The organism is Actinomadura gamaensis (assembly GCF_042652125.1).
Taxonomy (GTDB): Bacteria; Actinomycetota; Actinomycetes; order Streptosporangiales; family Streptosporangiaceae; genus Spirillospora; species Spirillospora gamaensis.
Window position 1 is genome coordinate 247,070 of sequence record NZ_JBHSIT010000006.1, and the last position, 25,370, is coordinate 272,439.

Sequence of the window (25,370 nt, forward strand, 5' to 3'; positions counted from 1 at the left end):
CGGGTTACTCCTTGGGCGCGAGCGCCTGGACGACGCGGGACGGGGACGGGCGGCCGAGCCGGCCGGCCATCCAGAGACTCGTTTCGGCGAGCTTGCGCACGTCGACGCCGGTCTCGACGCCGAGGCCGTCGAGCATCCAGACCAGGTCCTCGGTGGCGAGGTTGCCGGTGGCGGACTCGGCGTACGGGCAGCCGCCGAGGCCGCCCGCCGACGCGTCCACGACGGTGACCCCGGCGCGCAGCGCGGCGAGGGTGTTCGCGAGCGCCTGGCCGTAGGTGTCGTGGAAGTGGACGCCGATCCGGTCCAGCGGGATCCCGGCGCCGACGACCTCGCCGATCAGCGCGGTGACCTGGCCGGGCGTGCCGACGCCGATGGTGTCGCCGAGGCTGAGCGCCGAGCAGCCGAGGTCCATCAGGCGGCGCGCGACGGACGCGACCTGCGCGAGCGGCACGTCGCCCTCCCACGGGTCGCCGCAGACCATGGACACGTACGCGCGCACCCACAGGCCCTCGTCGCGCGCGCGCCGGACGACCGGCTCGAACATCGCGAGGGACTCGTCGATCGTGCGGTTCAGGTTGCGGCGGGCGAACGTCTCGGTCGCCGAACCGAAGATCGCGATCTCGGTGACGCCGTTGGCGAGCGCCCGGTCGAGCCCCCGCTCGTTCGGCACCAGCACGGGATAGCGCAGGTCGGGGGAGCGCGGCAGGACGCCGAGCAGGTCCTCGGCGTCGGCGAGCTGCGGCACCCACCTGGGATGGACGAACGAGGTCGTCTCGATCGTCGTCAGCCCCGCGTCGGCGAGCCGGGTGACGAACTCGGACTTCACCTCGACCGGGACGATCGACTTCTCGTTCTGCAGCCCGTCGCGCGGGCCGACCTCGTAGACAGTGACGCGCTCGGGGAGCCCGTCGAGCGGTACGCGCATGGCGCTCAGTCCTCCGACTCGATCACGGCCAGCACCTCGTCCAGGGCGACCTGGGACCCGGCGCGGACCGGCAGGGACGCCACCACCCCGGCGCGCGGCGCGGTGACGGTGTGCTCCATCTTCATCGCCTCGACGACGACGAGCGGCTGGCCCTCCTCGACCTCGTCGCCCTCGGCGGCCTTCACCGCGAGGACGGTTCCGGGCATCGGGCTCCGCAGGACGCCGTCGCCGGAGACGGCCGCCGCGCCGGTGCCTTCGGCGCGTTCGTGCTCGGCGAGGGCCCAGGTCCGTCCGCCGCGGCCGAGCCACAGGGTGCTGCCGTCGCGCGCGCACGAGTAACGGGTCGTCCGGCCGTCGTAGGTGAGGACGAGGTCGGATCCGTCGCGGCGGAGCGATGCGGCCACCGGCTGCTCGTCGCCGACGCATACGCGCGCGGACGAGGCGCGCCCCTGGACGCGTACCTCGACCGGATCGGAACCGGCCGGGGTGATGAGCCACGGCGTCCAGGCGGGACGGCCCGGGCGCCAGCCGTCCGGGATGGCCCACGGGTCCGGGTCGTCGCTCTCCAGGGCCAGCATCCGTTCCAGCGTGGCGGTGGCGAGCACCTCGGCCGGGACGTCGCGCAGCCCGGCGGTCAGCTCGTCCATGGACCGCTCGACCAGCCCGGTGTCCAGGTTGCCGGAGACGACGGACGGCGAGGTCAGCAGCCTGCGCAGGAACGCGACGTTCGTCGTGACGCCCAGCAGGTCGTACCCGCCGAGCGCCCGGTCGAGGACGGTCAGCGCGGTCTCGCGGTCCGGGCCGTGCACGATGACCTTGGCGAGCATCGGGTCGAACGAGCCGCCGACGACCGTCCCGACCTCGATCCCGGAGTCCACGCGCGCTTCCGAACCGGAGGCCAGCGCCAGGACGCGCCCGCCGGTCGGCAGGAAGCCGCGCGCCGGATCCTCGGCGTAGACGCGCGCCTCGACGGCATGGCCGGACAGCGCGACCTCGGACTGGCCGAACGGCAGTGGCTCGCCGGATGCCACGCGCAACTGGAGTTCGACCAGGTCGAGACCGGTGACCAGCTCGGTGACCGGGTGCTCGACCTGGAGCCGCGTGTTCATCTCCATGAAGAAGTACTCGTCCGGACGGTCCGCCGAGACGATGTACTCGACCGTGCCCGCGCCGACGTAGCCGACAGCGCGGGCCGCCGCGACGGCGCTCTCGCCCATCCGCGCCCGCGCCTCGGCGGACAGCAGCGGCGACGGCGCCTCCTCGATGATCTTCTGGTGGCGGCGCTGCAGCGAGCACTCGCGCTCGCCCAGGTGGACGGCGTTGCCGTGCGCGTCGGCGAAGACCTGGATCTCGATGTGCCGCGGGTTCTCCACGAACCGCTCGGCGAGCAGCGTGTCGTCGCCGAAGGACGTGCGGGCCTCGCGCCGCGCGGACGCGATCGCCTCCGGCAGCTCCCCGGCCGTCCGGACGAGCCGCATGCCCTTGCCGCCGCCGCCCGCGGACGGCTTGAGCAGTACCGGAAGCCCGACCTCCAGCGCGGCGGCCTCCAGCTCGGCGTCCGACAGGCCCGGTTCGTCCCGTCCGGGGACGACCGGGACGCCCGCCGCCGCGACGGTCCGCTTCGCGCGGATCTTGTCGCCCATCGCGTCGATCGCCGACGCGGGCGGCCCGACGAAGACGACCTCGGCCTCCTCGCACGCGCGCGCGAAGGCGGTGTTCTCCGCGAGGAACCCGTAGCCGGGATGGATCGCCGCCGCGCCCGTCGCGCGCGCCGCGTCCAGCACGGCCTCGATCGACAGGTAGGACGGGATCTCGACGGCCTCGTCCGCGAAGGCCGTGTGGTAGGTGTCGCCCGCCGTGTGGACCGCGATCGTCCGCAGCCCGAGCCGCCGCGCGGTGCGGAACACCCGGACGGCGATCTCGCCCCGGTTGGCGACCAGAACGCTCTCGAACATCTCGCCCCTCACATCCGGAAGACGCCGTAGCCGACCGGCTCCAGCGGCGCGTTCGCCGCGGCCGACAGCGCGAGACCCAGCACGCGGCGCGTGTCGCGCGGGTCGATGACGCCGTCGTCCCACAGCCGGGCCGTGGAGTAGTACGGGTTGCCCTGGTCCTCGTACTGCGCGCGGATCGGAGCCTTGAACTCCTCTTCCTCCTCGGCGGACCACGCGTCGCCGAGCTGGTCGCGCCGGACGGTCGCCAGCACGCTCGCGGCCTGCTCGCCGCCCATCACCGAGATCCGCGCGTTCGGCCACATCCACAGGAAGCGCGGCGAGTAGGCCCGCCCGCACATCGCGTAGTTGCCCGCGCCGAACGAGCCGCCGATGACGACCGTGAACTTCGGTACGCGCGCGCACGAGACGGCCGTGACCATCTTCGCGCCGTGCTTGGCGATGCCGCCCGCCTCGTACTCGCGCCCGACCATGAAGCCGGTGATGTTCTGGAGGAACACGAGCGGGACGCCGCGCTGGTCGCACAGCTCGATGAAGTGCGCGCCCTTCTGCGCCGACTCGGCGAACAGGATGCCGTTGTTCGCGATGATCCCGACCGGGTGGCCGTGGATGTGCGCGAACCCGGTCACCAGGGTCGTCCCGAACTCCTTCTTGAACTCCTGGAACCGGGACCCGTCCACGACGCGGGCGATGACCTCGCGCACGTCGTAGGGGGTGCGGGCGTCCGGCGGGACGACGCCGTACAGCTCGTCCGGGGAGAACAGGGGCTCGTCCGGCGCGGCGGTCTCCCACGGCCGCGGCGAGCGCGGGCCGAGCGTCGCGACGATGTTCCGGACGATCGACAGCGCGTGCGCGTCGTTGTCGGCGAGATGGTCGGTGACGCCGGAGATCCGCGAGTGCAGCTCGCCGCCGCCGAGCTCCTCGGCCGTGACGACCTCGCCGGTCGCGGCCTTCACCAGCGGCGGACCGCCGAGGAAGATCGTCCCCTGGTTGCGGACGATCACCGCCTCGTCGCTCATCGCCGGCACGTACGCGCCGCCCGCCGTGCAGGACCCGAGCACCGCCGCGATCTGCGGGATGCCCCGCCCGGACATCGTGGCCTGGTTGTAGAAGATGCGCCCGAAGTGCTCGCGGTCGGGGAACACCTCGTCCTGCTTCGGCAGGAACGCGCCGCCCGAGTCGACCAGGTACACGCAGGGCAGCCGGTTGTGGAGGGCGACCTCCTGCGCGCGCAGGTGCTTCTTGACCGTCATCGGGTAGTACGTGCCGCCCTTGACGGTCGCGTCGTTGGCGACGACCACGCACTCGCGGCCGGAGATCCGCCCGACGCCGGTGATGATGCCCGCACCCGGCGCGTCGTCCCCGTACATGCCGGTCGCGGCGAGCGGCGACAGCTCCAGGAACGGCGAACCCGGGTCGAGCAGGGTGTCCACCCGGTCGCGGGGCAGCAGCTTGCCGCGCTTGACGTGCCGCTCGCGGGCCCGCTCGGGGCCGCCGCGCGCGGCCGTGTCCAGCCGCTCGCGCAGCTCGGCGGCCAGCGCCTCGTTGTGCGCGGTGTTGGCCTTGAAGGCCTCGCCCGCCGGATCGGCGCGCGTGCCCAGCACCGGCCAGGATCCGGTTCCGCTCCCGCTCACCCGGTCATCACCCGTCCCCATCGACAGTTAATGCTCGTTAACAAGTGCGATGTTAATGCTCGTTAACAGGATTCGTCTACACTCCCATCATGACCGACGTGAGCACGGCGAACCCGCGCCGGGCCGAGATCCTCGCCGCGGCGGCCGAGCTGTTCGCCCGGCGCGGCTTCCACGGCACCTCCATCGGCGACCTCGGCCGCGCCCTCGGCCTCACCGGACCGGCCCTCTACCGGCACTTCCGGGGCAAGGAGGCCGTGCTCGCCGAGATGCTCGTCGACATCAGCGAGCGGCTGCGCGCCGAGGGCGTCCGCCGGGCCGCCGCGCCCGACCCGTCCGCCGCCCTGGACGCCCTGCTCGACTGGCACATCTCCTTCGCGCTGGACAACCCCGCGCTGATCACCGTGCACGAGCGGGAGCTCGACAACGTGCCCGAGCCGCAGCGCCACCAGGTCCGGCGCGTCCAGCGGGCCTACGTCGAGGAATGGGTCGGCGTGCTGCGCCGGCTGCGTCCGGACGAGCCGGAGCCGCGCGTCCGGGCCGCCGTCCACGCCTGCTTCGGCCTGCTCAACTCGACCCCGTACAGCGCGGCCGGTCTCGACCGTCCGGAGATGGCCGCGCTGCTGCACACGATGGCCCGCGCCGCGCTGGCCTGTTAGCGCGCCTCGGAGCGCCCGCTAACAGGAGGACGGACGGCCCTTGAGCGCCTCCACGACGTCCTCGGCGAAGGTCCCGGCGTCGGCGGCCGTCCCGTCGAAGATCTTGTTCGCGCACTCGCGGAAGGTCGCGGAGAACGTCGGATAGTGCTCGGTGACCGGGCGCGGCCGGGCGCGGCCGAGCGCCGTCACGACGGCCCGCCCCAGCTCGGTGAGCTGCGGCTGGTTCGGCAGGTCCGGGTCGCCCGGCGTGGGCGGACGGCGCATCAGCTCGGAGCACGAGCGCGCCTGCACGTCCGCCGGCGAGTGCTTCTCGGGGGACAGGCCGAGCGCCGAGTAACGGGCGGGCGCGAACCCGCCGCACGAGAAGAGCTGGCGCTGCGCGGCCGTCCCCGAGAGGAAGCGGACGAGATCGGCGCTCGGCCCCGGATTGGGGGAGTGGGCCGAAACCGCGAGATTCTGGCCGCCCAGCACGGTGCGCCCCGGAAGCGGAGCCACGTGGAACAGCAGACGATCGCCGCTCGCGCGCATGCGCGGCTCGGTGGCCAGGGCCGAGAACGCGTAGGGCCAGTTCCGCATCAGCTTGTCGCCGTTTGCGAAAGCGTTGATGGCGTCCTGCTCCTGGAACTGCCGTGAAGCTTTCAGCGACTCCTGGGTTCGCGGCACGAGACGGCGGAGCGCGGGGTAGACGCGGTCCTTGAGCGATTTCTCATCCGCGTGCGCGTTACCGGTGAGGACGTCCGCCGCGCCGTCGTTCCACACGTCCTCAAGGAGGTTGACGGTCAGCCCCTCGTAGTCGTCCAGCTGGGCGTCGTACCCGCGGTCGAGCAGATCGGACCAGGTCGCGGGCGGTGTGGTGCCCTCGCGGTAGTAGAGCAGGCCGACGTCCAGGTTGAACGGCACGGCATACTGCTCGCCTTTCCACTGGCCCGTGCGCAGCGCGGCGGGGATGAAGTCGGCGGGATCGGACAGGCCGCCCAGCTTCCGGAGGTAGCCCGCCTCCGCGAACTGCGCCGTCCAGGTGTTGTCCATGATCAGGACGTCGTAGGCGCACCCGCCGGACTGCTCGACCGCCGCGAGCTGGCTGTGCTGGAGATCGGTCGAGTCGGACACCTCGACCAGGCGCGCGTGCCGGTGCGGCCGTCCGTCCGGGTAGGACGAGGCGTTCCACTGCTTGATCAGCGCCCGCCGCTGCGCCTTGAGGCTCACGTCCGTCCCGCCCGCCACCACCAGGTCCTTGCGCCCGCAGTCGGCGGCCAGCGCGTGGTACGGCGTGCTCGGATGGATCTGCGACACCAGGCCCGCCGCGAGAACGGCCAGCGCGCCCACGGACGCGCACAGCAATGCGGCCCGGCGGGAGAAATGCGTCCCGTGCTGGCGCGCCTGCTGGCGGCGTATCTCCTGGTGCCGCGCTTTGTCGTGCCTTGCCTCGTGCGCGCGTGGTGGCGTCGGCGACGGACCGCCGGTGGCATCACCGTTCGTCGAGGACGCGTCGAAACGCCGGTTTTCGTCAGGCGGATCGCCGTCCCGGGACGGCGGACGGGCCGGACGGTCGCGGTCGTCGTCTTCGGTGGTCATCGCAGTCCCGAGAGGAGTTGGGCGGCTTGTTCCTGTTCGGGGGCGTTGGTCAGGGAGACGCAGCGGCCCCGGCCGGGACCGAGCGCGGACGTGAGCTGCGCGATGTGCGCCGTCCCGCAGCCCGCCGGGCCGGTGAGGACGACGGTGAGGCGCAGGTTCGGGTTGGCCGCGCGGAAGGGCCCGGACAGCCAGGAGGCCAGCCCGGACGCGTCCGGGTTGCTGCCCGCGCTCTCGCCGTCGGTGACGAGGAGGAGGTCCTGCCTGCCGCTGGACAGGTTCGCGGCGGCGAGCGCGGAGCGGAACGGCAGGTCCCCGCCGACCGTCGTGACCGCCTGGAGCTGGTTGCCGACCTGGTCCTTCTGGTCGGACTGGGCGTCGCGCGGCGGGACGTTCCCGAACGTGGCCGGATTGCGGGGATCGGCGGCCGACGAGAACACCTGGAGGCCGACGCGGTCCGAGCCCTGGAGCTGGTCCACGAAGCTCTGCAGGAACGTCACGGCGCGGTTGAGGCGCGTCCCGCCCGATGCGGCCGGTCCCCCTCCGCCCGCCGATCCCGCCGTGGGCGTGGTGGCGGGTGATGCTGAGGCCGCGGGCGACGCGGGCGTCGCGGACCCGGCGGCCTGGTCCATCGAGCCGGAGACGTCCAGCAGGAGCGTCGCCGAGACCTTCGGGCGCGCGGCGGCGAGCCGGTCCAGCGCGGCCTGGACCGGGGGAGTGCCGTTCAGCTGGACGAGCGGCGGGACGGCCCGCTCACCGACCATGCCCTGGAGCCGGGACAGGTAGAAATGCTCGGAATCGCCCTCCGGCGGCGCGGGGATCTCGCCGCGGTCGTCGCGCAGGCCCTGCTCGCTCAGCGGGTGCGCGGCCAGCCAGGACCGCAGGTCGCCGATCGCGTCGTCGCGCGCCCGGGTGTCCTGCCCGCGCCAGGTCAGCTGGACGAACGGGTAGTTCATGGTCGGCAGGCCGACCGCGTAGTACGGGTGCAGCCGCCAGCCCGCGCTCAGGTCGGACGAGGCGTCGGCCGGTCCGCACCGGTCGCCGAGGGCGCGTCCGGCGTCGTAGTCGGCGAGGACCTGCTCGGGGACGGCGACGGCGATGTCCGACGGAGGCGCCAGGCCCTGCGCCGCCTGCGCGCGGAACCGGCACAGGAGCGTGACCGCGTCGGGCGCCACGAGGTCGGGCGGGCTCGCGAACTTCTCCGCCGCGCTCGGGGACGCGCCCTCCTGCGCGTCGTACAGCGCGGGGGTCACTGCGAGCGCCGCCGCCGAGGTGTCCGGGACGGGACGGGCGATGCCGCGCAGCTTCACCCCCGATTGGGCGATCTGCTTCAGCAGCGCGCCCGGGCTGGACTTCAGCGGCGCGCTGTAGGGGCTCGCGACCGCCGCGTCCGTCTTCGGGAACAGGGCGAGCACCATCGGCGAGGTGCCTAGCGACCGGTACTGCCGGAACCGCGGATCGCCGTTCCCGCCGGCCTGGCCACCGTGCGGGACGAAGTCGAGCTCGGTGCCGCTCGCCGGGATCCACACGTCCGGCTGCGGGCCGAGGAGCTGCTGGTCCTCGCCCGTGTCGTTGCGCCGCCACAGGCGGCTGAACGCGTCGTAGAGCGAGACCGGCCCCGGCTCCGGGACGACCGTGACCGTGTAGCGGCGGCAGCCGGCGTCCCGGCGGTCGGCGACGAACTCCGCCGCCGCCGCGCGCAGCGGCGTCAGCATCTCCGGCGCGGACATCACGCGAAGCTCCAGCGGCTGCCCGCACGGCTGCGCCGCGTCGCGCAGCGCCCGCACGCCGAGCACCGCGAGCAGCACGAGCACCATCGCCGCCGCGCCCAGGAGCAGGCACGCGAGCGCCCTCGCCATCCACGCCAGCGTCGTCGTCGCGCGCGCCAGCACGTTGTGCACCAGGTCCGGACGCGACCGCCAGAGGAACACCGAGAACCCGGCGAGCACGACGAGCGTGACGACCGTGTTGAGCCAGAAGTAGCCGTGGAAGACGGTCACGAGCAGGCCCACGAGGACGGACGAGGCCAGCTCGAAGGCCATGACCTCCGTCAGCCGCCGCAGGGGTGAGCGCCTCTCGTCCGGGGCCGCCGGGCTCCGGCCGTCGGGGGGTGGGGCGTTGTCGGTCTCTTCGGTCACCACGCTGCCAGTCACCGCTCGCTGTCGCCGAATCGCCCCAAGCGTAGTGACCTGGACACCGCGGCGGGTCCGAATCCGGCGACCATGATCGGCCGTTTTGTTCCGGTTCGGACGGCCCGACGGACGGACAGGCGGGTTGGCGGACAGGCGCGCGGGCGGACGGACGCGCGGACGGACGCGCGGACGGACGGTGACGGCTTGACTTCACCGCCGGTCCGTAGCTCGATGGGAAACGGCGGACCGCGCAGGCGGCCCGGCCGGACGAGGAGTCGCGCATGGGTGTCGACGGCGTCAGCTTCTACGAGATCGCGGACGGGGAGCCGGACCGTCCGGCCGTCGCGGGACCCGGCGGGCCCCTCACCTACGGCGAGCTGCACGAACGGGTGAACCGCTGCTCGGCGGTACTGCGCGGGCTCGGGCTGCGGCGCGGTGACACGGTCGCCACCGTCCTCGGGAACCGGCCGGAGTTCCTCGTCGCGCTGTTCGGCGCGCTCCAGAACGGGCTCTACCTCGTCCCGGTCAGCCGTCATCTCAGCCCGCCGGAGATCGGCTACATCCTCGCCGACAGCGGCGCGGGCGCGGTCATCACCGAGGGCGCGCTCGGCGTGACGGTCGAGAACGCCGTACGGGCGGCGGAGGCCGGTTCGGTCGCCGTCCTCAACGTGGATGAGCCGGAATGGCTGGAAGCGGCGTCCGAAATCGCGGCGGACGCGCGGCGCATGGGCTCGGTCATGCTCTACACCTCCGGCACGACGGGGAAGCCGAAGGGCGTCCGGCGTCCGCTGCTCGACCTGCCGCCGGAACCGGTGTTCGACCTGCTCAGGCAGACCATCGGGCGGGACCTGCACCTCGCGCCCGGCGACGACGTGCACCTCGTCGTCGGTCCGCTGTACCACTCCGCGCCGTGCGCGCACGCGATGATGGCGCTGACGCTCGGGCACACCGTCGTCGTGCCGCCGCGCTTCGAGCCGGAGGGCGCGTTGCGGCTCATCCAGGAGCACCGCGTGACCAGCACGTTCATGGTCCCGACGATGTTCCACCGCCTGCTCGGGCTTCCGGCGGACGTGCGCGACCGCTACGACACCTCGTCCCTGAGGCAGGTCTTCCACAGCGCCGCGCCCGTCGCCGTCCACACCAAGCGGGCGATGATGGACTGGTGGGGGCCGGTGCTCTGGGAGTACTACGGCTCCACCGAGAGCGGCGCGGTCGTGGTCGCGAAACCGGACGAATGGCTCGCACACCCCGGAACCGTCGGCCGCGCCGTGGACGGCGTCGAGATCAGGATCCTGGACGAGGACGGCCGGGAACTGCCGCCCGGCGAGACCGGCATGATCTACGTGCGGGGCGGCACGCTCGGCTTCGAGTACCACCGCGACCCGGCCAAGACCGCCGCCGCCCACCGCGGCGACCTCTACACCCCCGGCGACCTCGGCCACCTCGACGAGGACGGCTTCGTCTACATGAGCGACCGGCGCACCGACCTCATCATCTCCGGCGGCGTCAACCTGTACCCGGCGGAGATCGAGGCCGTCCTGCTCGGGCATCCGGCGGTCGCCGACGTGGCGGTCATCGGCGTCCCGGACGAGGAGTGGGGGCAGCGGCCCGTCGCCCTCGTGGAGCCCGCCCCCGGTCACGCGCCGGACGAGGCGCTCGGCGCCGAGCTGCTGGCGTACTGCGAACCGCGCCTCGCCCGCCTCAAGCATCCGCGCCGGATCGAGTTCCGGGCCGCGCTTCCGCGCACGCCTTCGGGCAAGCTCAGCCGCTCGCGCCTTCGCGAGGAGTACATGAAGCACTGACTTCGGGAATTACTCGAAGCACTGACTTCGGGAACCACTTGAAGTGCTGACTTCGGGAACCTCGCGACCGGTCGAACGCATCGAGCCTCGCCGTGCGTACCACGGGCATGAGCGAGCCCAAGACCGTCCCCATGGCCCCGGCCGAACGAGCGTTCATGGAGCAGCGGACGGATGCGTCCATGCGGGGGGACGCTTGTGAGCGTGCGGAACGGCTCGTCTGGCAGCTCTCGTACCTGCTGGAAGAGCTCCGCGTCGCGGTGAACGAGCTCACCGCCGAACGCTCGGGAGCGCCCGGACACCGGCGGGAGGACGACGTTTCCACGCTCATGTTCCCCGATCCGGAACCGGCCACGGGCGTCCACTCTCTCGACTCCCTCGGTTCCCACGTCACCGGACGCTTCGGACGGCGTCCGGAAAGGAGGTGAGGCTTCTCGACCGATCTTTCGGGCCCTGCCCGGCCGGTCGTCGCACCGTTTCGGACGCCCCGCGACGACCGGCCTCCGCCCTCGGCCGGGGCCTCGGTGCCGGCGCTGGCGTGTTAGCGACCGCGACGGGCTGCTAGCAGCCGCGTGTAGTCGTGCGCCCCGGCCAGGACCGCCCGGTGGACGGCCCGAGCGATGCGCGCCCCCCACTCCGAACGCGGACCCGCGAACGGCTCCGGTTCGCCCGGGGTTTCGGGCGCCGCCACACAGACGGCGTCGGACGCGGTGCCGGTCCCCGCGTATCCGGCCTCCAGCATCGCCTGCGACTTGGCCTCCGTCACCGTCATCACCGCGTTGACCAGCGCCGCGTCCGACAGCGGGACGGGCACGGAGACCACGATGTTGATCGTCCCCGGACGGAGGACCGCGCCGTCCAGGCGGATCGGGGCGAGTTCCGGGTCGTCCGCGCCGACGGGAGCGGCGGCCCACGTCGGGACGCGCAGCCCCACGGTCGCCGACACCTCGACGCCGCCGTCCTCGGCTCGCTGCGTGCGCTCGACGGAAGCGGCGGTGAGCATCCCGACACCGGGTCCTTCGAGGCCGTACGCGGCGGCGAGCTCGTGGAGGTGCTCGACCGGGTCCATCCGCGAGTACGCGCCCGCGACCTGCGCGTTCAGCACCCAGCGGGCGGAGGTCAGGCCGCCGCCGAGCATCGCCGACGAGATCGTCCGGTACCCGTCGCCGGGCCGCCAGACAGTGGCCGCGAGTCGCGCGCCGTCCTCCTCGCGCCAGTGCAGGTCGACAATCACTCGCCGGCTCCTTCGCCAGGACGGGCGGGACGTTCGCCAGGACGGGCGGGACGTTCGCCAGGACGGGCGGGACGTTCCAGCGCCAGCAGCGGGCGCCCCTCCGCATCATGGGACACGCTGACGCCGGCGTCGAAATGGGCCGCGATCGTCTCGCGGGTCAGCACGTCCGCGGGCGACCCGGACGCGGCGACGCGACCGTCCGAAAGCAGTTCGAGCCGGTCGGCGTACTGAGCGGCGAGCGTGAGGTCGTGGATCGTGGACATGACGGTGAGGCCGTCCGCGAGCCGGAGCCGGTCGACGAGCTCCATGACCTGCTGCTGATGGCCGATGTCGAGGGCGGTCGTCGGCTCGTCCAGGAGCAGGACCGGCGTCTGCTGCGCCAGCGCCCGCGCGAGGACGACCCGCTGCCGCTCGCCGCCCGACAGCTGGTCGAGCGTGCGCGCCGCCAGCCCGGACAGGTCGAGCCGCTCCAGCACGTCCGCGGTGACCGACCGGTCGTGCGTGCTCTCGCGTCCGAAATGCGGGATGTAGGGGGAACGGCCGAGGAGCGCGTAGTCGAAGACGGTCATATCCGGCGGCAGGCGCGGACTCTGCGGGGCATAGGCGACCAGGCGGGCGCGCTGCCGGGGACGCATGGCCCGGACGTCCCGTCCGGAGATCCGGATCGTCCCCCGCCCGTCGCGCAGGCCCAGCACGGCGCGCAGCAGCGTCGACTTCCCGGCCCCGTTCGGGCCGATCACGGCCGTCCAGGAGCCGGCGGCGACCTCCATGGTGACCGAGCGGAGGACGCGCCGCCCGCCCAGCTCGACGTCCAGGTCCCGGACCGAGACCGTCATACGTCCACCTGCCTGCGGGTCGCGCGCAGGACGAGCACGAAGAACGGGCCGCCGACGAAGGCGGTGACCACGCCGAGCGGCAGCTCGGCGGGCGCGACGACCGTGCGCGCGACGAGGTCGGCGAGCTCCAGGAAGGCGCCGCCCACCAGCAGCGACAGCGGCAGGACGATCCGGTAGGAACCCCCCGCGAGCCGCCGCACCAGGTGCGGGACGACGATCCCGACGAACGCGATCAGCCCGCTGACCGCCACGGCGCAAGCGGTCGCGAGCGACGCGGCGAGCAGAACCAGCAGGCGCACTCGCGCCGCTGACATCCCGAGCGTCGTCGCCTCCTCGTCGCCGACGGCGAGGACGTCGAGCAAGCGGCCGTGAGTGAGCAGTACGACGACCGCTATCAGCGCGTAGGGCGCGACCATCCGCAGCTGTCCCCAGTCGGCGGTGCCGACGCCGCCGAGGATCCACGCGAAGATCCGCTGGAGCTGCTGCGAGTTCGCCTGCTGCAAGAACGTCTGGACCGCCGACAGGAAGTTCGCGACCGCGACCCCGGCGAGGACGAGCGTTCCCGTCCCGCCGCCGGTCCCGCCGCGCGCCGCGACCTGGCCGAGGCCGTAGGCGAGCAGCACGCCGGTGATCGCCCCGGTGAAGGCGGCGAGCGGCACCGCGAAACCGGGCGCGTCGCGCAGCGTGACGATCACGAGCGTCGCGCCGACGCCGGCACCGGCCGCCGCGCCCAGCAGGTACGGGTCGGCGAGCGGATTGCGGAAGACGCCCTGGTAACCCGCTCCCGCGATCGCGAGCAGCCCGCCGACGAGCGCCGCCATCAGCACGCGCGGCAGCCGCAGCTCGAAGAGTACGTTGTGCTCGACGACGCCGAGCCCGGAGTCGAGATGGACGAACGGGACCGTGTCCGCGAGCGCCTTCAGCACGCCGGACACGGGCAGCCCGGCCGCTCCGACCAGCAGCGCGCCGAGCATCGTCGCGGCGAGCGCGGCGAGAGCGACCGCCAGCTGCACGGGCCGCAGCCGAGCCCGCTGTTCGCGCTGCGGACGAGCGAGCAACCCGTCCAGGCGGGCCCGCTGTCCACGACGAGGGCGGGCGCGGAGTCCGCCCAGGCGGGCCCGCTGTCCACGACGAGGGCGGGCGCGGAGTCCGCCCAGCCGGGCCCGCTGTTCGCGGCGGGGGCGGGCGAGGAGCCCGCGCAGCCGCGAACGCGGGCGGGCGGGCGTCACTTCGAGGCCGACGCCTTCTGCACGGCGGCGGCGATGGCCTTCACGAAGTCGGGCAGGCGCGGACCCCAGCGGGACGCGATGTCGTCGTCCAGCTCGACCGTGTTCTGCTTCTTCACCGCCGACAGCGCGGACCAGCCCGGACGCTTGCCGACGGCCACGCCGGACTGGCCGCAGCACTTGGTGTCCGCGAGGAGGATCATGTCCGGGTCGCGGCGCAGCAGGTACTCCTGCGAAAGCTGCGGATAGCCGCCGGACGCCTTGTCCGCGCCGTCGGCGATGTTCTGCAGCCCGAACAGCGCGTAGACCTGGCCGACGAAGGTCTTGGACGTCACCGTGTGCAGCTCGTTGTCGAGCTCGTGATAGTAGCTGAGCTGACGACCCCCGGCCGCCTTGCTCGCGCCCGCCACCGTCTGCTGGATGCCGGTGCGCATCCGCTCGGTCAGCTTCGTCGCCTCGGCGGTGTGCCCGGTGGCCTTGCCGAGGTCCTCGATCTCGTCGTACGCCTCGTCCAGCTTGGTGGCGGCGGGCTCCAGCAGGACCGGGATCTTCACCTTGGTCAGCGCGTCGACGATGCCGTCCATGTCGTTGGACAGCACGACCAGGTCGGGCTTGGTCGCGATGACGGCCTCGGCGTTCGGCTTGAAGCCGCTCAGCTTGGTGCGCGGCGCGTCGGCGGGGTAGTTCGACAGCTCGTCCACCGCGGTCACCTGCTTGCCCGCGCCGATCGCGAACAGCGTCTCGGTGTGCGTCGGGGAGAGCGACACGATGCGCTTCGGCGTCGCCGGGATGGTGACGCTGCCGTTCGACGCCTGGACGACGACGGGGCCGCCGCCGGACGCCCCGCCCTTGTCCTTGCCCGAGTCGCCGGATCCGCCGCAGGCGGACGCCAGCGCCATCGCGCCGATCACGAGGGACGCGCCGAGGGCGCGCACGGGTCTCACAGCCTGCCTCCAAGGCATGCGGCGGGCACGCGATCCGCCGGTGACGGACGGCCCTACCGCGAGGTCGAAATCGTCGGCGTGCGGCAAGGCGACCTGGCTCGGCCTTCGGGGGAGGCCATCACAGTTGCGGGACAGCGCCGGGGTCTCACCGGACTTCGCTCAGCGCACGCTTGAACTGCAACGTTATCAGCAGGCCGGCGGCCGATCGTCCGCCCCCGCGGCCGATCGCCCGGCCTCGCGGAGGCCCGGCGGCAGCGGCGGGATTGACGGAGTGAGTATTCACTCCGTAGCGTGGGCGGCGACGCCGCACCCTCGTTCACGGAGGAACGCAGTGACCATCACGCTCAACCACACGATCGTCCCCGCCGTCGACAACGAGGCCGCCGCACGCTTCCTCGCCGCGGTCCTCGGCCTGGAGTACGACGGTCCGCACCCCGTCGCGAAGCACTTCGCGCCGCTGCGCATCAACGACGAGCTGTCCTTGGACTTCATGACGGTTCCGGACCCGACCGGCCATCACCTGGCCTTCGACGTGGACCCGGCCACGTTCGACACCGCCGTCGCGTACCTGCGCGCGCACGAGCTGCCCCATGGCGACGGGCCGGGCGACCACACGAACGGCCGGGTGGCCGAGCAGCATCCCCTGGGCGCCCGTGGGGTCTACTTCGCGGACCCGTCCGGCAACCTGTACGAACTCATCTCCCCGGCCTGAGCCGAGACTCACTGCCCGAGCGAGGGGCGTACGCGCGCAGGCTGGGTGAGCAGCGGACGCACGCGCGCGCAGAACGCCTCGATGTCGTCCGTCGCAGGGCGCTCGTCCTTGAGGAACATCGCCATCTGGAGGGACGGGCCGAAGGCGCCGAACCGCTCCATGTCCGCCTTCCGGACGGGCTGCACCACGAAATGCAGGTGGCCGGGCCGCCCCTGCGCGTGCGACCAGAGGCACACGTACACCTGCTCGGGCCGGACGAGTTCGGTGACAGCGGCCGACACCCGCCGCAGCAACGGCCCGAGCGCCGCGCTCTCGCCGTCGCCGAGATCGGCGACGTGCAGGACGTGGCGGAGCGGTTTGACGATGAGCGTGCCCAGGCCGAGCGGAGCGACGGCGTGCTCCACCACCCAACCGTCGACTTCGGCGATGCGTCCGCCGGGAAGCGGACGCTTCCCCGTCGCCAGGTCACAGGCGAGGCATTCCTCGTGCGCGCGCACGAGGTTCAGGGCTCGCGCGGAGGATCGGACGCCACGCGGTCCCGTGCTTCGCTGAAGAAGTCATGCACGGCCGTCGCGCCGGGCAGCAGCCGCAGCGGACGCGCCGCTCCGAAAGGCGCGTTCCAGAACGCTCCTACCCGCGTCCGCCAGGGGCCCGCGTAGGCGTACGGCTCGGGCAGATACCCGTCGCCGGGTGAGACGCCGTAATTGACCTCGTCCACGGTGATGGCGATGTCGAAGTGCTCGGGCCACAGGATCGGACGCTCGTTCGGTTCCAGCCTGAGCAGCGCCTCCCTGCCCCACGCGAAGGCACGCTCGATGACGGCGGCCTCGCCCGCGTCGATGCCGATGGTGTCGTCCGGGCCGAGGCCGCTGCCCTCCTTGTAGACGCCCTCGGGCCGTCCGGCCGTCACGTCCGCGGCGGTCGCCACCTCGCGGAACGTCAGCCCGTTCATCGGGACGGCCCTCTCGTCCACCACGAGCTCCGTCCCGCGCACGCGCAGGAGGGGCCTGGCCACCGTGCCGAAGCCGCCGTCCAGCACGGCCAGCTCGATCGACCCGCTCGTCCGGAACTGGGGTCCCGCGAGGACCATCTCGGCGACGCCGTGCAGCGCCTGTCGCGTACCTTTCGCCATCATGTCCGTCACCTCCACGCCATCCTCCGACCGTCGCTCCCGCGAGTCCATGCCCGTGGCTCCTCGCGCGCGTACGGCCGGGTCAGGCACCACGCCCTTGCTCTCCGCCACCGTCCGATCCCAACGCTAGGACCCCGGCTCGTCGACCACCCGGTCATCACGGTGTTCTCCATAGAACGTGACCTGCCGCGCCATGACCTCGCGCATGGACGCGTCCCTGGAGACCCCGTAGACGACCCCGGGAAAGTCCATCTCCCGCTGAACCCGCCAGATCTCGTCATGCCGATCCGGCCCGAACGACTGCGCGGGCACACCCACCGCGACCCATCCGATCGGCACGACCGCATCCGCCTCCAACCGCGACCCCACATGCAGGACGCTGTTGATGCGCATCTCCGCCCGCGCACCGACCACCGCGCCCGGAAAGACGGAAGACCCGGTGGCGAGAAACGCCTCGTCCTCGACGATCGCGCCGTTGACGTGCGCGTGCGGTCCGACGAGCACCGAATCGCCGATGACGACGGGATGGCCTTCGCGCCCGCGCACGAGAGCGTTCTCCATCACCACGACGTCCGCGCCGAGGGTCACTTCGCCGTCTTCTGCGGTGAGCACCGCACCATGCAGCACCCGAGCGTTCTCCCCGAGCGTGACCGCACCGCACAACACCGCGGTCGGAGCCACGTACGCCGACGTCGGCACTACGGGACGCCGGCCTCGGTGCTCGATCAACATGGCGAAATCCCTCCGGCGTTCGAGTTGTCCACAGATCGGCGGTCGGCTTCCGGTGGCCGTGCGGTGGCCGCGACCCTTGATCCATGACCAGTCTCACATGGACGAAAACGTCCGACCGGAAGATCCGCCCGCTGGCCGACGGCCGCCCCGCGCGGCTCGCCGACATCCTGCCCACCGGAGCCGTGATCGCACGTCGCACCGCCGCCTGGATCTGGGGGATCGACGTGCTGTCGCCCGGCGTCCGCCCGGGCCAGTGGGAACTCGACCTCATTCACCCGGAACCCGCCCCGCCCGACACGCCGCCCGACCCCCGGTGGGCTCCCTTGCCGCCCGGCCACACCACCACCCACCACGGCGTCCGCCTGACGACCCGCACCCGCACGGCCCTCGACTGCGCCCGCTGGCTGCCGCGCCTCGACGCCGTCGCCGCCCTCGACCAGTTCCTCCGCGCCGGCGTCCCGGAACCGGAACTGCGCGCCATGGCCAGGGCCCTCCCCGGCTACCAGGGCGGCCGCCTCTCCGAGGTCCTCCGGATGAGCGACCGGGGCGCCGCCTCCCCGGGCGAGAGCTGGACCAGGGTCCTTTTGATCCGCGCCGGCTTCCCCCGTCCGACCACGCAGATCCCCGTCCCCGGCCCGCACGGCGAGCGCCTCTCCATCGACCTCGGCTACGAGCAGTGGCGCGTCGGCCTCGAATACGACGGCGAGCGCCATCACACCGGCCGCCGCGCCCGCGCCCACGACGACCACCGCCGCCGCTGGCTCCGCGCCCGCGGCTGGCAGATCATCCCCGTCACCAAGGACGTCCTGCCCCGTCCCGGCCCCTACCTCGAAGCCGTCCTCACCGCCCTCCTCGACCACGGCTGGCGCCCCGACGATCCCACCATGGACCGCCTGGCCACCCACCTGGCCCGCCTCCGCAACCCCACCACCCGCCACACCCAGCACGCCTTCCACTGACTCGGCCCCTCTCCCACCGCGACTCTGGAGCAAGAAAGGGAGCGACGAGGCGCCGCTGCCGTGCCTTCGGCTAGGAGGTGACGGGAAGGAGCGGCTTGGTGAAGTTGATGGTGTGGCGGTGGTAGCCCATGCGGGTCTCGTAGAAGGGGACGGAGATGGGGCTGGCGGCGAAGGTGTCGAGCGTCAGCAGGTGCGCGCCGCGGTCTCGGGCCCATTCCTCGGTGGCCTTCATGAGGGCGGTGCCCGCACCGCCGCGCCAGTGGCGGCGTTGGAGGGCCAGCGCGTTGACGTAGACGCGGGGGACGGCGATGTCCCTGGACAGTTGGTAGGCGGCGTCCTTGTGGGGGTGCTGGAAGGCGGCATGGACGAAGCCGACGGCCTCGCCGTCGTGGTCGGCCACGCGGACGAAGTGGTCGGGAGCGGTGGTCAGGAGCCTGGTCTCCAGGTAGTCGCTCAGACCGTCACTGCGCGGGGACTTGAAGGCTTCGGGGGCCAGCTCCCGGTAGTAGTCCGCGAAGTCCTGCCAGGCCCGCGCGACGCCGACGCCGTCTCCGGGGCGTGCGGGCCGGATCTCGTAGGTGGAAGGCATGGGGGGCGCTCCATCCGGTGGCTGTCGTGATCGCCTGAAGGAACGTCTCGGCGGGGCGGTTCGTCCCCGAGTCCGCCCGGGGAGTTGGCTCATGGCCGAGTGGGCTCCCGGGCCGAGTCAGGAGGTGGCCGGCGCGGGGGCGGTTGGACGGAGGGTTCGGTAGGCGAGGAGGCCGAAGGGGACGGGGGCCCAGAAGGTGATGGCGCGGAAGAGCAGGACGGCCTGGAGGGCGGGGGTCGTGGGCGTGTCCAGGGCGGCGAGGGCGGTGAGGAGGGCGGCTTCGGTCGTGCCCATGCTGCCGGGCAGGGGGATCGCCGCGCCCGCGGCGGCGCCCAGGAGGTACGCGGTGAGGAGGGGAATCGTGTCGCCGGCGCTGGTCAGGGTGCCGGGGATGGCCTGGACGCTGAGGGCGAACGCCACGGCCAGGACGAGGGTCGTCCCGGCCGAGCAGGACAGGGTGAGCGCCAGGTCGGCGGGGCGGCGGCACAGGTCGGTCAGGCCCGTCAGGGCGCGGACGACGGCGGGGGAGCGGACGGCGCGGCGGCCCCAGCGGAGCGCGATGGGCAGCACGATCAACGTGAACGGAAGGAGGAGCAGCGCGAGTCGCGCGAGGAGGTGCGGGTCGAGGTTGTCTCCGCCGCCCAGAGCGAGGGCACCGCCCATCAGCAGGAGGTCGGCGGGCGCGCCGGCGGCCTGGAGGACGGCGACCGCGACCAGGGCGCTCGCGACGGGCATTCCCCGCGTCACCAGGTAACGGGTGTTGACGGCCGCCGCGCCGAGGCCGCCGGGAGTGACGCGGTTGGCGGCGGCCGCGGTGAACTGGGTGAGGGTCGTCCGGCGGATGGGGAGCGGCCTGCCGGATGCGCCGCGCAAGGCGAAAGCGGCGAAAACGTAATGCAGAACTGCGAGGAGTGCGAGGGGAGGGAGGAATTCCCAGCGGGCGTCGCCGAGGGCCACGAACGCGGCGAGAGCGCGCCGGACACCCTGGGTGAGAATCAGTGCGGTGACGACGGCGGCGAGCGGAACGAGTGCGGCGGTGACGCGGATGCGACGTGAGCGGGTGACGGTCGTGCGCGCCCGGACCAACAGGGCGACCACCGCGCCGGGACCGGGAACGGCGTCACCGGTCAGGGCGGGGAGCCCGGTGGGCGCCGCGGGTCCGGCGCCGGCGGCGATGTTCTCCACACTGTTGTTGTCGGCGTTTTCGGTGACATTTATGCGGCGACTGGATTCACTTTTGGAAAACGGTGGCCGCCGGATGGAGTTGATCTCCGGAAAGGAGGGTCACGCGGCGGGTTGGTACCGGTCTTCTCGCGTTTGTGCGCCGATGTAGCGGAGCATCCCGCGCAACGCCCGCTGGTTCAGGCCACTCGGGACCATGCGGTAGCCCTGACGGTTGGCGAGCGCGAGGGCGGCGAAGCGCGCCTGGTCGAGGGCCGTCCACGGAATGTCGAAGCGCTCCCGGACGACCGTCGGCAGGCATCCGAAGGTGATGACGCGCAGCGGGCGTTCGGCGACGAGCCGTCCGGCGCGCTCGACCATCGCGCCGCCGACCGGCATCAGCGTGACGGTGTCGGAGCCGTATTGCGCGATCTCCAGCGCGCGGGCGGCCGCGGGGGTGAGTTCGAGGCGCTCGGAGCAGATGTGCCAGAACTTCGAGCGGAAGGCGGCGTGGTCCGGCGGCACGGGCCGCATGCTCACGCCGTACTGCGCGTACCAGGCGACGGTCTCGGCGTACAGGCGTTCGCGGTCCTCGGCCGTGAGGGTCTCCGGGTGGAACGCCTCGACCGACTTGAAGATCTCCCAGGTGAACGTCGCGTGCGCCCACCAGAAGGTCTCCGGTTCGAGCGCGTGGTAGCGGCGGCTCAGCTCGTCCACCCCGCCGATGCCCCGGTGCAGGTCGCGGATCACGCGGGCGCGCTCCGGCCCGTCCGGCGCGAGGATCGTCGCCCAGATCTGCGGCACCGAGCGGTGGATCCGGTCGAACGGCGCGTCGAAGAACGCCGAGTGCTCGGTCACCCCCGCGCCGATGCCCGGATGCATCAACTGCATCAGCCCGGCTGCCGCACCCGGTAGCAGCGAGCGCAGATCTCCGGCGTAACGCCGCAGCAGGGACGGGGAGGACGGGGAGTCGGCGGCCACGAGGCCGGACCGGACGGGCATGGCGCCTCCAGTAATCACCCACTTACCAGAGTGCGGCCCCATGAGACGAAAGTCAACATCCGTCTCACGCCCAAAGAGAACCCGAGGTCAGCCGCGCCGAGTCGCCCTCGGGCCCTAGCCCTCCAGTTCCTAGGACGAGCCAGGGAGGGGTGGTTGGGAGGAGGCTTCAGCGCGCCGTCCGTCGAGGCACGGCGCCTGACGCGGTGTGCCGTTCGGCGAGGGGACGGTGGCTGACCTGGGCGTGCCGTTCAGCGAGGGATGGCGCCTGACGCGGGTGTGCCGTTCGGCGAGGGATGGCGCCTGACGTGGGTGTGCCGTTCGGCGAGGGAACGGGGGGGTGACGTGGGCGTGCCGTCCGGCGAGGGGGTCGGGGACCGGACGGCACGCGCTCTGGGTGTGGGGTTCAGGAGACGGGCTTGTAGACGGCGACGGCGCAGGCGCTGCCGAGGCCGATGTTGTGCTGGAGGGCGACGCGGGCGTTGTCGACCTGGCGGGCGCCCGCGGTGCCGCGGAGCTGCCAGGTCAGTTCGGCGCACTGGGCGAGGCCGGTGGCGCCGAGGGGATGGCCCTTGGAGATCAGGCCGCCGGACGGGTTGACGACCCAGCGTCCGCCGTAGGTCGTGTCGGCGGCGTCCACGAGCTTGTGGCCCTCGCCGACCGCGGCCATCCCGAGGGCCTCGTAGGTGATGAGCTCGTTGGCGCTGAAGCAGTCGTGGAGTTCGATGACGTCCACGTCCTCGATGGAGACCTCGGCCTCCTCCATGGCGCGGGCGGCGGCGCGCTGCGTGCAGCCGAAGCCGACGACCTGGATGGACGAGTTGTCCTCGAACGAGTCGGCGGTGTCGGTGGCGATGTGGTGCCCGGCGATCTCGACGGCGCGGTCCCAGAGGTCGTGCTCGTCGACGAAGCGCTCGGAGGCGACGACGGCGGCGGCCGCGCCGTCGGAGGTGGGCGAGCACTGGAGCTTGGTCAGCGGGTCGTAGATCATCGGGGCGTTCTTCACGTCGTCCAGCGAGTACTCGGTCTGGAACTGGGCGTAGGGGTTGTTCGCCGAGTGCTTGTGATTCTTCCAGCCGATCCACGCATAGTGCTCGGGTGCGGAGCCGTATTTCTCCATGTGCTCGCGTCCGGCGTTGCCGAACATCTGGGGCATGGGCGCCTTGTCCATCTCCCAGGCGCGTCCGGCGGTCATCGAGCGCAGGTGGTGGTCGATGATCGTCACCGACGACTTGCCGACGCCCGCGCCGAGCGAGCCCTTCTGCATCTTCTCCATGCCGAGCGCGAGGACGCAGTCGGCCGTCCCGCCGCGCACCGACTGCCGCGCCAGGTACAGCGCGCTGGACCCGGTGGCGCACGCGTTCGAGACGGTCATCACCGGGATTCCGGTCATGCCCACTTCGTACAGGGCGCGCTGGCCCATCGCGCCGTACACCGACCCGGCGTAGGCCTGCTCGACCGCGCCGTACGCGACGCCCGCGTCCGCGAGGGCCTTGCCCACGGCCTCCTTGGCCATGTCGGGGTACTCCCAGTCGCGGGAGCCGGGCTTCTCGAACTTGGTCATGCCCACGCCGACGACGAAGGTGCGGTTGGCCATCGGGCTCGCCTCCAGGTGCCGAATCGAGTTCGGCAACACGATAACCCGGATGACCAATCGAGCGTTCGCTTGGGTGGAGATCGACAGCCCGGCCGACCGGCCGTGTCAGTCCTCGAGCGACTCGCGGAGGGCGGCGACGAACGCGTCCACGTCGGATTCGGACGTGTCGAACGCGCACATCCAGCGGACCTCGTCGGACGGATCGCCATGGAAGAAGAACCGCTTGCGCAACCGCTCGGCGGCCTTCTCGGGCAGCCGCGCGAACACCGCGTTCCCTTCCACCGGACGGACGATCTCGACCTCCGGCACGTCCCGGACCCGGTCCGCCAGGAGCCGCGCCATCGCGTTCGCGTGCCGCGCGTTGCGCTCCCACAGGTCGCCGTCCAGCAGCGCCACGAACTGCGCCGACAGGAAGCGCATCTTGGACGCGAGCTGCATGCTCGACTTCCGCAGGTAGGCCATGCCGCGCACCGCGTCCGGGTTGAGGACGACGACCATCTCGCCGAGCATCATGCCGTTCTTGGTGCCGCCGAAGGACAGCACGTCCACGCCCGCGTCCGTGGTGATCGCGTCGAGCGGGACGTCCAGGGACACCGCCGCGTTCGCGAGGCGCGCGCCGTCCATGTGCAGGAACATGCCGCGCTCGTGCGCGCACGAGGCGAGCGCCGCGATCTCGTCCGGCGTGTAGACCGTGCCCAGCTCGGTGACCTGCGTGACGGACACGACGGCGGGCTGCGAATGCTGGATGTTCCCGAAGCCCGTCGCGCGCGAGGCGACCGCCTCCGGCGCCAGCTTCCCGTCCGCGGTCGGCACCGGGACGAGCTTCAGCCCGCCCACGTGCTCGGACGCCCCGCACTCGTCCTGGTTGATGTGCGCGGACTCGGCGCAGATCACCGAGCTCCACCGCTCGCACATCGCTTGGAGCCCGACGACGTTCGCGCCCGTCCCGTTGAACACGGGGAAGGCGGAGGCGCGCGGGCCGAAGTGGCGGGCGATGACGCGATCGAGACGCTCGGTCCACTCGTCCGAGCCGTAGGCGAGCTGGTAGCCGGTGTTCGCCTCGGCGAGCGCGGCCATCACCTCGGGATGCACGCCCGCGTGGTTGTCGCTCCCGAAGCCGTGGTGGACGTCGCGGAGATCAGAAGAGGTCAAGACGGTGTCCGTTCAGTTCGGCGGCCGGACGGTTCCAGAGCCCGGCGACGGTCGCGGCGAGGTCGTCCACGTGCGTGAGGCCCGGCTTCACCTCGCTGACGAGCGCCTTCACGACGAGGATCGTCGCCGCACTTGCCGGGTTCGCCGCGCTGTCCGCACCTGCTGCGTTGGCCGCGTCCGCTGCGCTGACCGTGCTGTCCGCATTCGCCGCGTTAGCCGCACTGTTCGCGTTGGCCGCGGTTGCTGCGTTGGCCACACCTGCCGCGCTTGTTGCGCTGGCCGTGTTCGTCGCGTTCGTGGTGTCGGAGGGGGCGTCGGCCGTCGTGTCGGCGGCGGCGAAGGAGGCGGCCATCGCGAGGGTCCAGGTTTCGGCGGCGGCTTTGGCGGCCCCGTAGGCGGCCGAGCCCGCGTCGGGACGCCGGGCCGCCGGCTGGGACACCATCGCGAAACGCCCGGACGGCGCCGCGAGCAGCGCGTCGTGGAAGGCGAGCGTGGTGTGCTGGAGCGTCCGGACGATCTGGTCGTGCAGGAACGTCCAGTCCGCGAGGTCGGTTCCGGGGAAGGACGGCGCGCCGCGCCAGCCGCCGACGAGATGGATCAGGCCGTCGACGCGTCCGTGCTCGGTGAGGACGGCGTCCGCGAACCGGCGGGTCGCGTCCGGATCGAGCAGGTCGACGGCGGCGGGGACGACGCGCGGGGAGTCCCACTGCCGGACGGACCGTCCGGCGGCGACGACGAGCGCGCCGTCCGCGGCGAGCCGCTCGGACACGGCCCGTCCCGCCGAGCCGTTGGCGCCGGTCACGACGACGACCCGCCCGTCGGCGCTCCTGGAAGTTTCGGTCATGCCCGCATTCTGCCCGCCCGTCTGTCCTCTCGCCCAAGTCGGCCCGGAGCGAGCCCCGCTCGCCCAGCCGTGGCCGGACCAGAGACGGATGAAGCGGAACTGAGACGGCCAAACAGGGCGGAGACCGCTCAGGAAGACCGAGACCGATCAGGCAGGACCCAGACGGATAAGGCAGGGCGGAGACGGATAAGGCAGGGGGGAGACGGACAAGGCGGGGCGGGCCGGAGCGGGCCGGGGCCGAAGGCGGCCTTGGGCGGGAGGCGAGGCTCGGCGCCCGGTCGGGCCGCTGGTCACGGAGCTGACCGGCGGAGCGAGCGGAAGGGCCGTCGCCGCCCCAATGCCGACGGCCCTCCCGTCGCGGTCTCCGGACGCCGGCGGACGGCGGGCGGGGTGGGGCGGAGAGGCGGCCCCGCCGTCCGTGTACCTCCCCCCCGAAGGTGCTCGGAGCGGTGGGGCCGCTGTCCGATGGACAGGGAGCGTAGGGGAGGTGACGTTGCAGTGACGTTGCGACTCCCGATCGTGCCGGGCGCGTTTGGGGGAAGCGCTTGCGCCGGGAGTCGTCCGGGCAGATTCTCGTGACGTC

The 25,370-nt window shown here is 72.5% G+C and carries 23 protein-coding genes; 5 read left to right on the forward strand and 18 right to left on the reverse strand.

Going from position 1 to position 25,370, the window contains the following annotated elements; genetic code table 11:
- Positions 1–4: 4 nt before the first annotated feature.
- The 3 genes from ACFPCY_RS21565 to ACFPCY_RS21575 are packed head-to-tail and all read right to left on the reverse strand — an operon-like array spanning position 5 to position 4,481.
- The gene (locus ACFPCY_RS21565) at positions 5–925 is read right to left on the reverse strand and encodes a hydroxymethylglutaryl-CoA lyase (RefSeq protein ID WP_378257836.1); all 921 of its coding nucleotides are present in this window, start codon (positions 923–925) and stop codon (positions 5–7) included.
- Positions 926–930: 5 nt separating this feature from the next.
- A complete protein-coding gene (locus tag ACFPCY_RS21570; RefSeq protein ID WP_378257838.1) occupies positions 931–2,880 on the reverse strand; it encodes an acetyl/propionyl/methylcrotonyl-CoA carboxylase subunit alpha in 1,950 nt (649 codons plus the stop codon).
- A gap of 8 nt (positions 2,881–2,888) precedes the next feature.
- Positions 2,889–4,481: a carboxyl transferase domain-containing protein gene (locus tag ACFPCY_RS21575; protein WP_378258434.1), complete on the reverse strand. Its 1,593-nt coding sequence runs from the start codon at positions 4,479–4,481 to the stop codon at positions 2,889–2,891.
- A 119-nt stretch (positions 4,482–4,600) separates the two neighbouring features.
- Here ACFPCY_RS21575 and ACFPCY_RS21580 point away from each other — a divergent pair, with 119 nt between their 5' ends.
- The gene (locus tag ACFPCY_RS21580) at positions 4,601–5,167 is read left to right on the forward strand and encodes an SACE_7040 family transcriptional regulator (protein WP_378257840.1); all 567 of its coding nucleotides are present in this window, start codon (positions 4,601–4,603) and stop codon (positions 5,165–5,167) included.
- Between the two features lie 18 nt (positions 5,168–5,185).
- Here the strand turns inward: ACFPCY_RS21580 and ACFPCY_RS21585 are convergent, their stop codons facing one another.
- Complete coding sequence (locus ACFPCY_RS21585; RefSeq protein WP_378257842.1) at positions 5,186–6,742, reverse strand: extracellular solute-binding protein; 1,557 nt, start codon at positions 6,740–6,742, stop codon at positions 5,186–5,188.
- Positions 6,739–8,880 carry a vWA domain-containing protein gene (locus tag ACFPCY_RS21590; protein ID WP_378257844.1) on the reverse strand — a complete coding sequence of 714 codons (2,142 nt, stop codon included), beginning with the start codon at positions 8,878–8,880 and terminating at the stop codon, positions 6,739–6,741. Before ACFPCY_RS21590 ends, ACFPCY_RS21585 begins: the two co-directional genes overlap by 4 nt.
- 272 nt (positions 8,881–9,152) lie before the next feature.
- Here ACFPCY_RS21590 and ACFPCY_RS21595 point away from each other — a divergent pair, with 272 nt between their 5' ends.
- Together ACFPCY_RS21595 and ACFPCY_RS21600 are read left to right on the forward strand one after the other, a co-directional pair.
- Entirely contained in the window at positions 9,153–10,673 is a 1,521-nt protein-coding gene (locus tag ACFPCY_RS21595) for an AMP-binding protein (protein ID WP_378257846.1), read from the forward strand.
- A 107-nt stretch (positions 10,674–10,780) separates the two neighbouring features.
- Positions 10,781–11,098: a hypothetical protein gene (locus ACFPCY_RS21600; protein ID WP_378257848.1), complete on the forward strand. Its 318-nt coding sequence runs from the start codon at positions 10,781–10,783 to the stop codon at positions 11,096–11,098.
- A 113-nt stretch (positions 11,099–11,211) separates the two neighbouring features.
- Here ACFPCY_RS21600 and ACFPCY_RS21605 read toward each other — a convergent pair whose 3' ends face one another.
- From ACFPCY_RS21605 to ACFPCY_RS21620, 4 genes are all read right to left on the reverse strand, one after another.
- Positions 11,212–11,904, reverse strand: a complete 693-nt coding sequence (locus ACFPCY_RS21605) for an adenosylcobinamide amidohydrolase (protein WP_378257850.1) — start codon at positions 11,902–11,904, stop codon at positions 11,212–11,214.
- Positions 11,901–12,740: an ABC transporter ATP-binding protein gene (locus ACFPCY_RS21610; protein WP_378257852.1), complete on the reverse strand. Its 840-nt coding sequence runs from the start codon at positions 12,738–12,740 to the stop codon at positions 11,901–11,903. Before ACFPCY_RS21610 ends, ACFPCY_RS21605 begins: the two co-directional genes overlap by 4 nt.
- Positions 12,737–13,714 carry a FecCD family ABC transporter permease gene (locus ACFPCY_RS21615; protein ID WP_378258436.1) on the reverse strand — a complete coding sequence of 326 codons (978 nt, stop codon included), beginning with the start codon at positions 13,712–13,714 and terminating at the stop codon, positions 12,737–12,739. Before ACFPCY_RS21615 ends, ACFPCY_RS21610 begins: the two co-directional genes overlap by 4 nt.
- Positions 13,715–13,965: 251 nt before the next feature.
- Complete coding sequence (locus tag ACFPCY_RS21620) at positions 13,966–14,910, reverse strand: ABC transporter substrate-binding protein (RefSeq protein ID WP_378257854.1); 945 nt, start codon at positions 14,908–14,910, stop codon at positions 13,966–13,968.
- Between the two features lie 331 nt (positions 14,911–15,241).
- Between ACFPCY_RS21620 and ACFPCY_RS21625 the strand changes: the two genes are divergently transcribed.
- Entirely contained in the window at positions 15,242–15,622 is a 381-nt protein-coding gene (locus tag ACFPCY_RS21625) for a VOC family protein (protein ID WP_378257855.1), read from the forward strand.
- Between the two features lie 8 nt (positions 15,623–15,630).
- Here the strand turns inward: ACFPCY_RS21625 and ACFPCY_RS21630 are convergent, their stop codons facing one another.
- The 3 genes from ACFPCY_RS21630 to ACFPCY_RS21640 form a co-directional block, all read right to left on the reverse strand.
- Complete coding sequence (locus ACFPCY_RS21630; protein ID WP_378257856.1) at positions 15,631–16,119, reverse strand: HIT family protein; 489 nt, start codon at positions 16,117–16,119, stop codon at positions 15,631–15,633.
- A 5-nt stretch (positions 16,120–16,124) separates the two neighbouring features.
- Positions 16,125–16,757: a hypothetical protein gene (locus tag ACFPCY_RS21635; protein ID WP_378257857.1), complete on the reverse strand. Its 633-nt coding sequence runs from the start codon at positions 16,755–16,757 to the stop codon at positions 16,125–16,127.
- Between the two features lie 123 nt (positions 16,758–16,880).
- Positions 16,881–17,486, reverse strand: coding sequence for a gamma carbonic anhydrase family protein (locus tag ACFPCY_RS21640; protein ID WP_378257859.1), 606 nt, complete (start codon positions 17,484–17,486; stop codon positions 16,881–16,883).
- 83 nt (positions 17,487–17,569) lie between these two features.
- On the opposite strand from ACFPCY_RS21640, the gene ACFPCY_RS21645 reads away from it, so the two are divergent.
- Positions 17,570–18,445, forward strand: coding sequence for a hypothetical protein (locus ACFPCY_RS21645; protein ID WP_378257861.1), 876 nt, complete (start codon positions 17,570–17,572; stop codon positions 18,443–18,445).
- 70 nt (positions 18,446–18,515) lie between these two features.
- Here ACFPCY_RS21645 and ACFPCY_RS21650 read toward each other — a convergent pair whose 3' ends face one another.
- The 6 genes from ACFPCY_RS21650 to ACFPCY_RS21675 all read right to left on the reverse strand — a co-directional run bounded on the left by ACFPCY_RS21650 (position 18,516) and on the right by ACFPCY_RS21675 (position 24,787).
- The gene (locus ACFPCY_RS21650; RefSeq protein WP_378257863.1) at positions 18,516–19,034 is read right to left on the reverse strand and encodes a GNAT family N-acetyltransferase; all 519 of its coding nucleotides are present in this window, start codon (positions 19,032–19,034) and stop codon (positions 18,516–18,518) included.
- A 117-nt stretch (positions 19,035–19,151) separates the two neighbouring features.
- On the reverse strand, positions 19,152–20,219 hold the full coding sequence (locus tag ACFPCY_RS21655; RefSeq protein ID WP_378257865.1) for a lysylphosphatidylglycerol synthase domain-containing protein: 1,068 nt from the start codon (positions 20,217–20,219) through the stop codon (positions 19,152–19,154).
- A gap of 99 nt (positions 20,220–20,318) precedes the next feature.
- The gene (locus ACFPCY_RS21660; RefSeq protein WP_378257867.1) at positions 20,319–21,197 is read right to left on the reverse strand and encodes an oxygenase MpaB family protein; all 879 of its coding nucleotides are present in this window, start codon (positions 21,195–21,197) and stop codon (positions 20,319–20,321) included.
- Between the two features lie 403 nt (positions 21,198–21,600).
- The gene (locus tag ACFPCY_RS21665; RefSeq protein ID WP_378257869.1) at positions 21,601–22,827 is read right to left on the reverse strand and encodes a thiolase C-terminal domain-containing protein; all 1,227 of its coding nucleotides are present in this window, start codon (positions 22,825–22,827) and stop codon (positions 21,601–21,603) included.
- A 69-nt stretch (positions 22,828–22,896) separates the two neighbouring features.
- Positions 22,897–23,943: a threonine aldolase family protein gene (locus ACFPCY_RS21670; protein WP_378257872.1), complete on the reverse strand. Its 1,047-nt coding sequence runs from the start codon at positions 23,941–23,943 to the stop codon at positions 22,897–22,899.
- Positions 23,930–24,787, reverse strand: a complete 858-nt coding sequence (locus ACFPCY_RS21675) for an SDR family NAD(P)-dependent oxidoreductase (RefSeq protein WP_378257874.1) — start codon at positions 24,785–24,787, stop codon at positions 23,930–23,932. Before ACFPCY_RS21675 ends, ACFPCY_RS21670 begins: the two co-directional genes overlap by 14 nt.
- Between the last annotated feature and the right edge of the window lie 583 nt (positions 24,788–25,370).

Coding starts and splice junctions, on each gene's coding strand:
- ACFPCY_RS21565 (WP_378257836.1), bottom strand. CDS start 925: ATGCGCGTACCGCTCGACGGGCTCCCCGAGCGCGTCACTGTCTACGAG.
- ACFPCY_RS21570 (WP_378257838.1), bottom strand. CDS start 2,880: ATGTTCGAGAGCGTTCTGGTCGCCAACCGGGGCGAGATCGCCGTCCGG.
- ACFPCY_RS21580 (WP_378257840.1), top strand. CDS start 4,601: ATGACCGACGTGAGCACGGCGAACCCGCGCCGGGCCGAGATCCTCGCC.
- ACFPCY_RS21585 (WP_378257842.1), bottom strand. CDS start 6,742: ATGACCACCGAAGACGACGACCGCGACCGTCCGGCCCGTCCGCCGTCC.
- ACFPCY_RS21595 (WP_378257846.1), top strand. CDS start 9,153: ATGGGTGTCGACGGCGTCAGCTTCTACGAGATCGCGGACGGGGAGCCG.
- ACFPCY_RS21600 (WP_378257848.1), top strand. CDS start 10,781: ATGAGCGAGCCCAAGACCGTCCCCATGGCCCCGGCCGAACGAGCGTTC.
- ACFPCY_RS21610 (WP_378257852.1), bottom strand. CDS start 12,740: ATGACGGTCTCGGTCCGGGACCTGGACGTCGAGCTGGGCGGGCGGCGC.
- ACFPCY_RS21615 (WP_378258436.1), bottom strand. CDS start 13,714: ATGCTCGGCGCGCTGCTGGTCGGAGCGGCCGGGCTGCCCGTGTCCGGC.
- ACFPCY_RS21635 (WP_378257857.1), bottom strand. CDS start 16,757: ATGATGGCGAAAGGTACGCGACAGGCGCTGCACGGCGTCGCCGAGATG.
- ACFPCY_RS21640 (WP_378257859.1), bottom strand. CDS start 17,486: ATGTTGATCGAGCACCGAGGCCGGCGTCCCGTAGTGCCGACGTCGGCG.
- ACFPCY_RS21645 (WP_378257861.1), top strand. CDS start 17,570: ATGACCAGTCTCACATGGACGAAAACGTCCGACCGGAAGATCCGCCCG.
- ACFPCY_RS21650 (WP_378257863.1), bottom strand. CDS start 19,034: ATGCCTTCCACCTACGAGATCCGGCCCGCACGCCCCGGAGACGGCGTC.
- ACFPCY_RS21660 (WP_378257867.1), bottom strand. CDS start 21,197: ATGCCCGTCCGGTCCGGCCTCGTGGCCGCCGACTCCCCGTCCTCCCCG.
- ACFPCY_RS21675 (WP_378257874.1), bottom strand. CDS start 24,787: ATGACCGAAACTTCCAGGAGCGCCGACGGGCGGGTCGTCGTCGTGACC.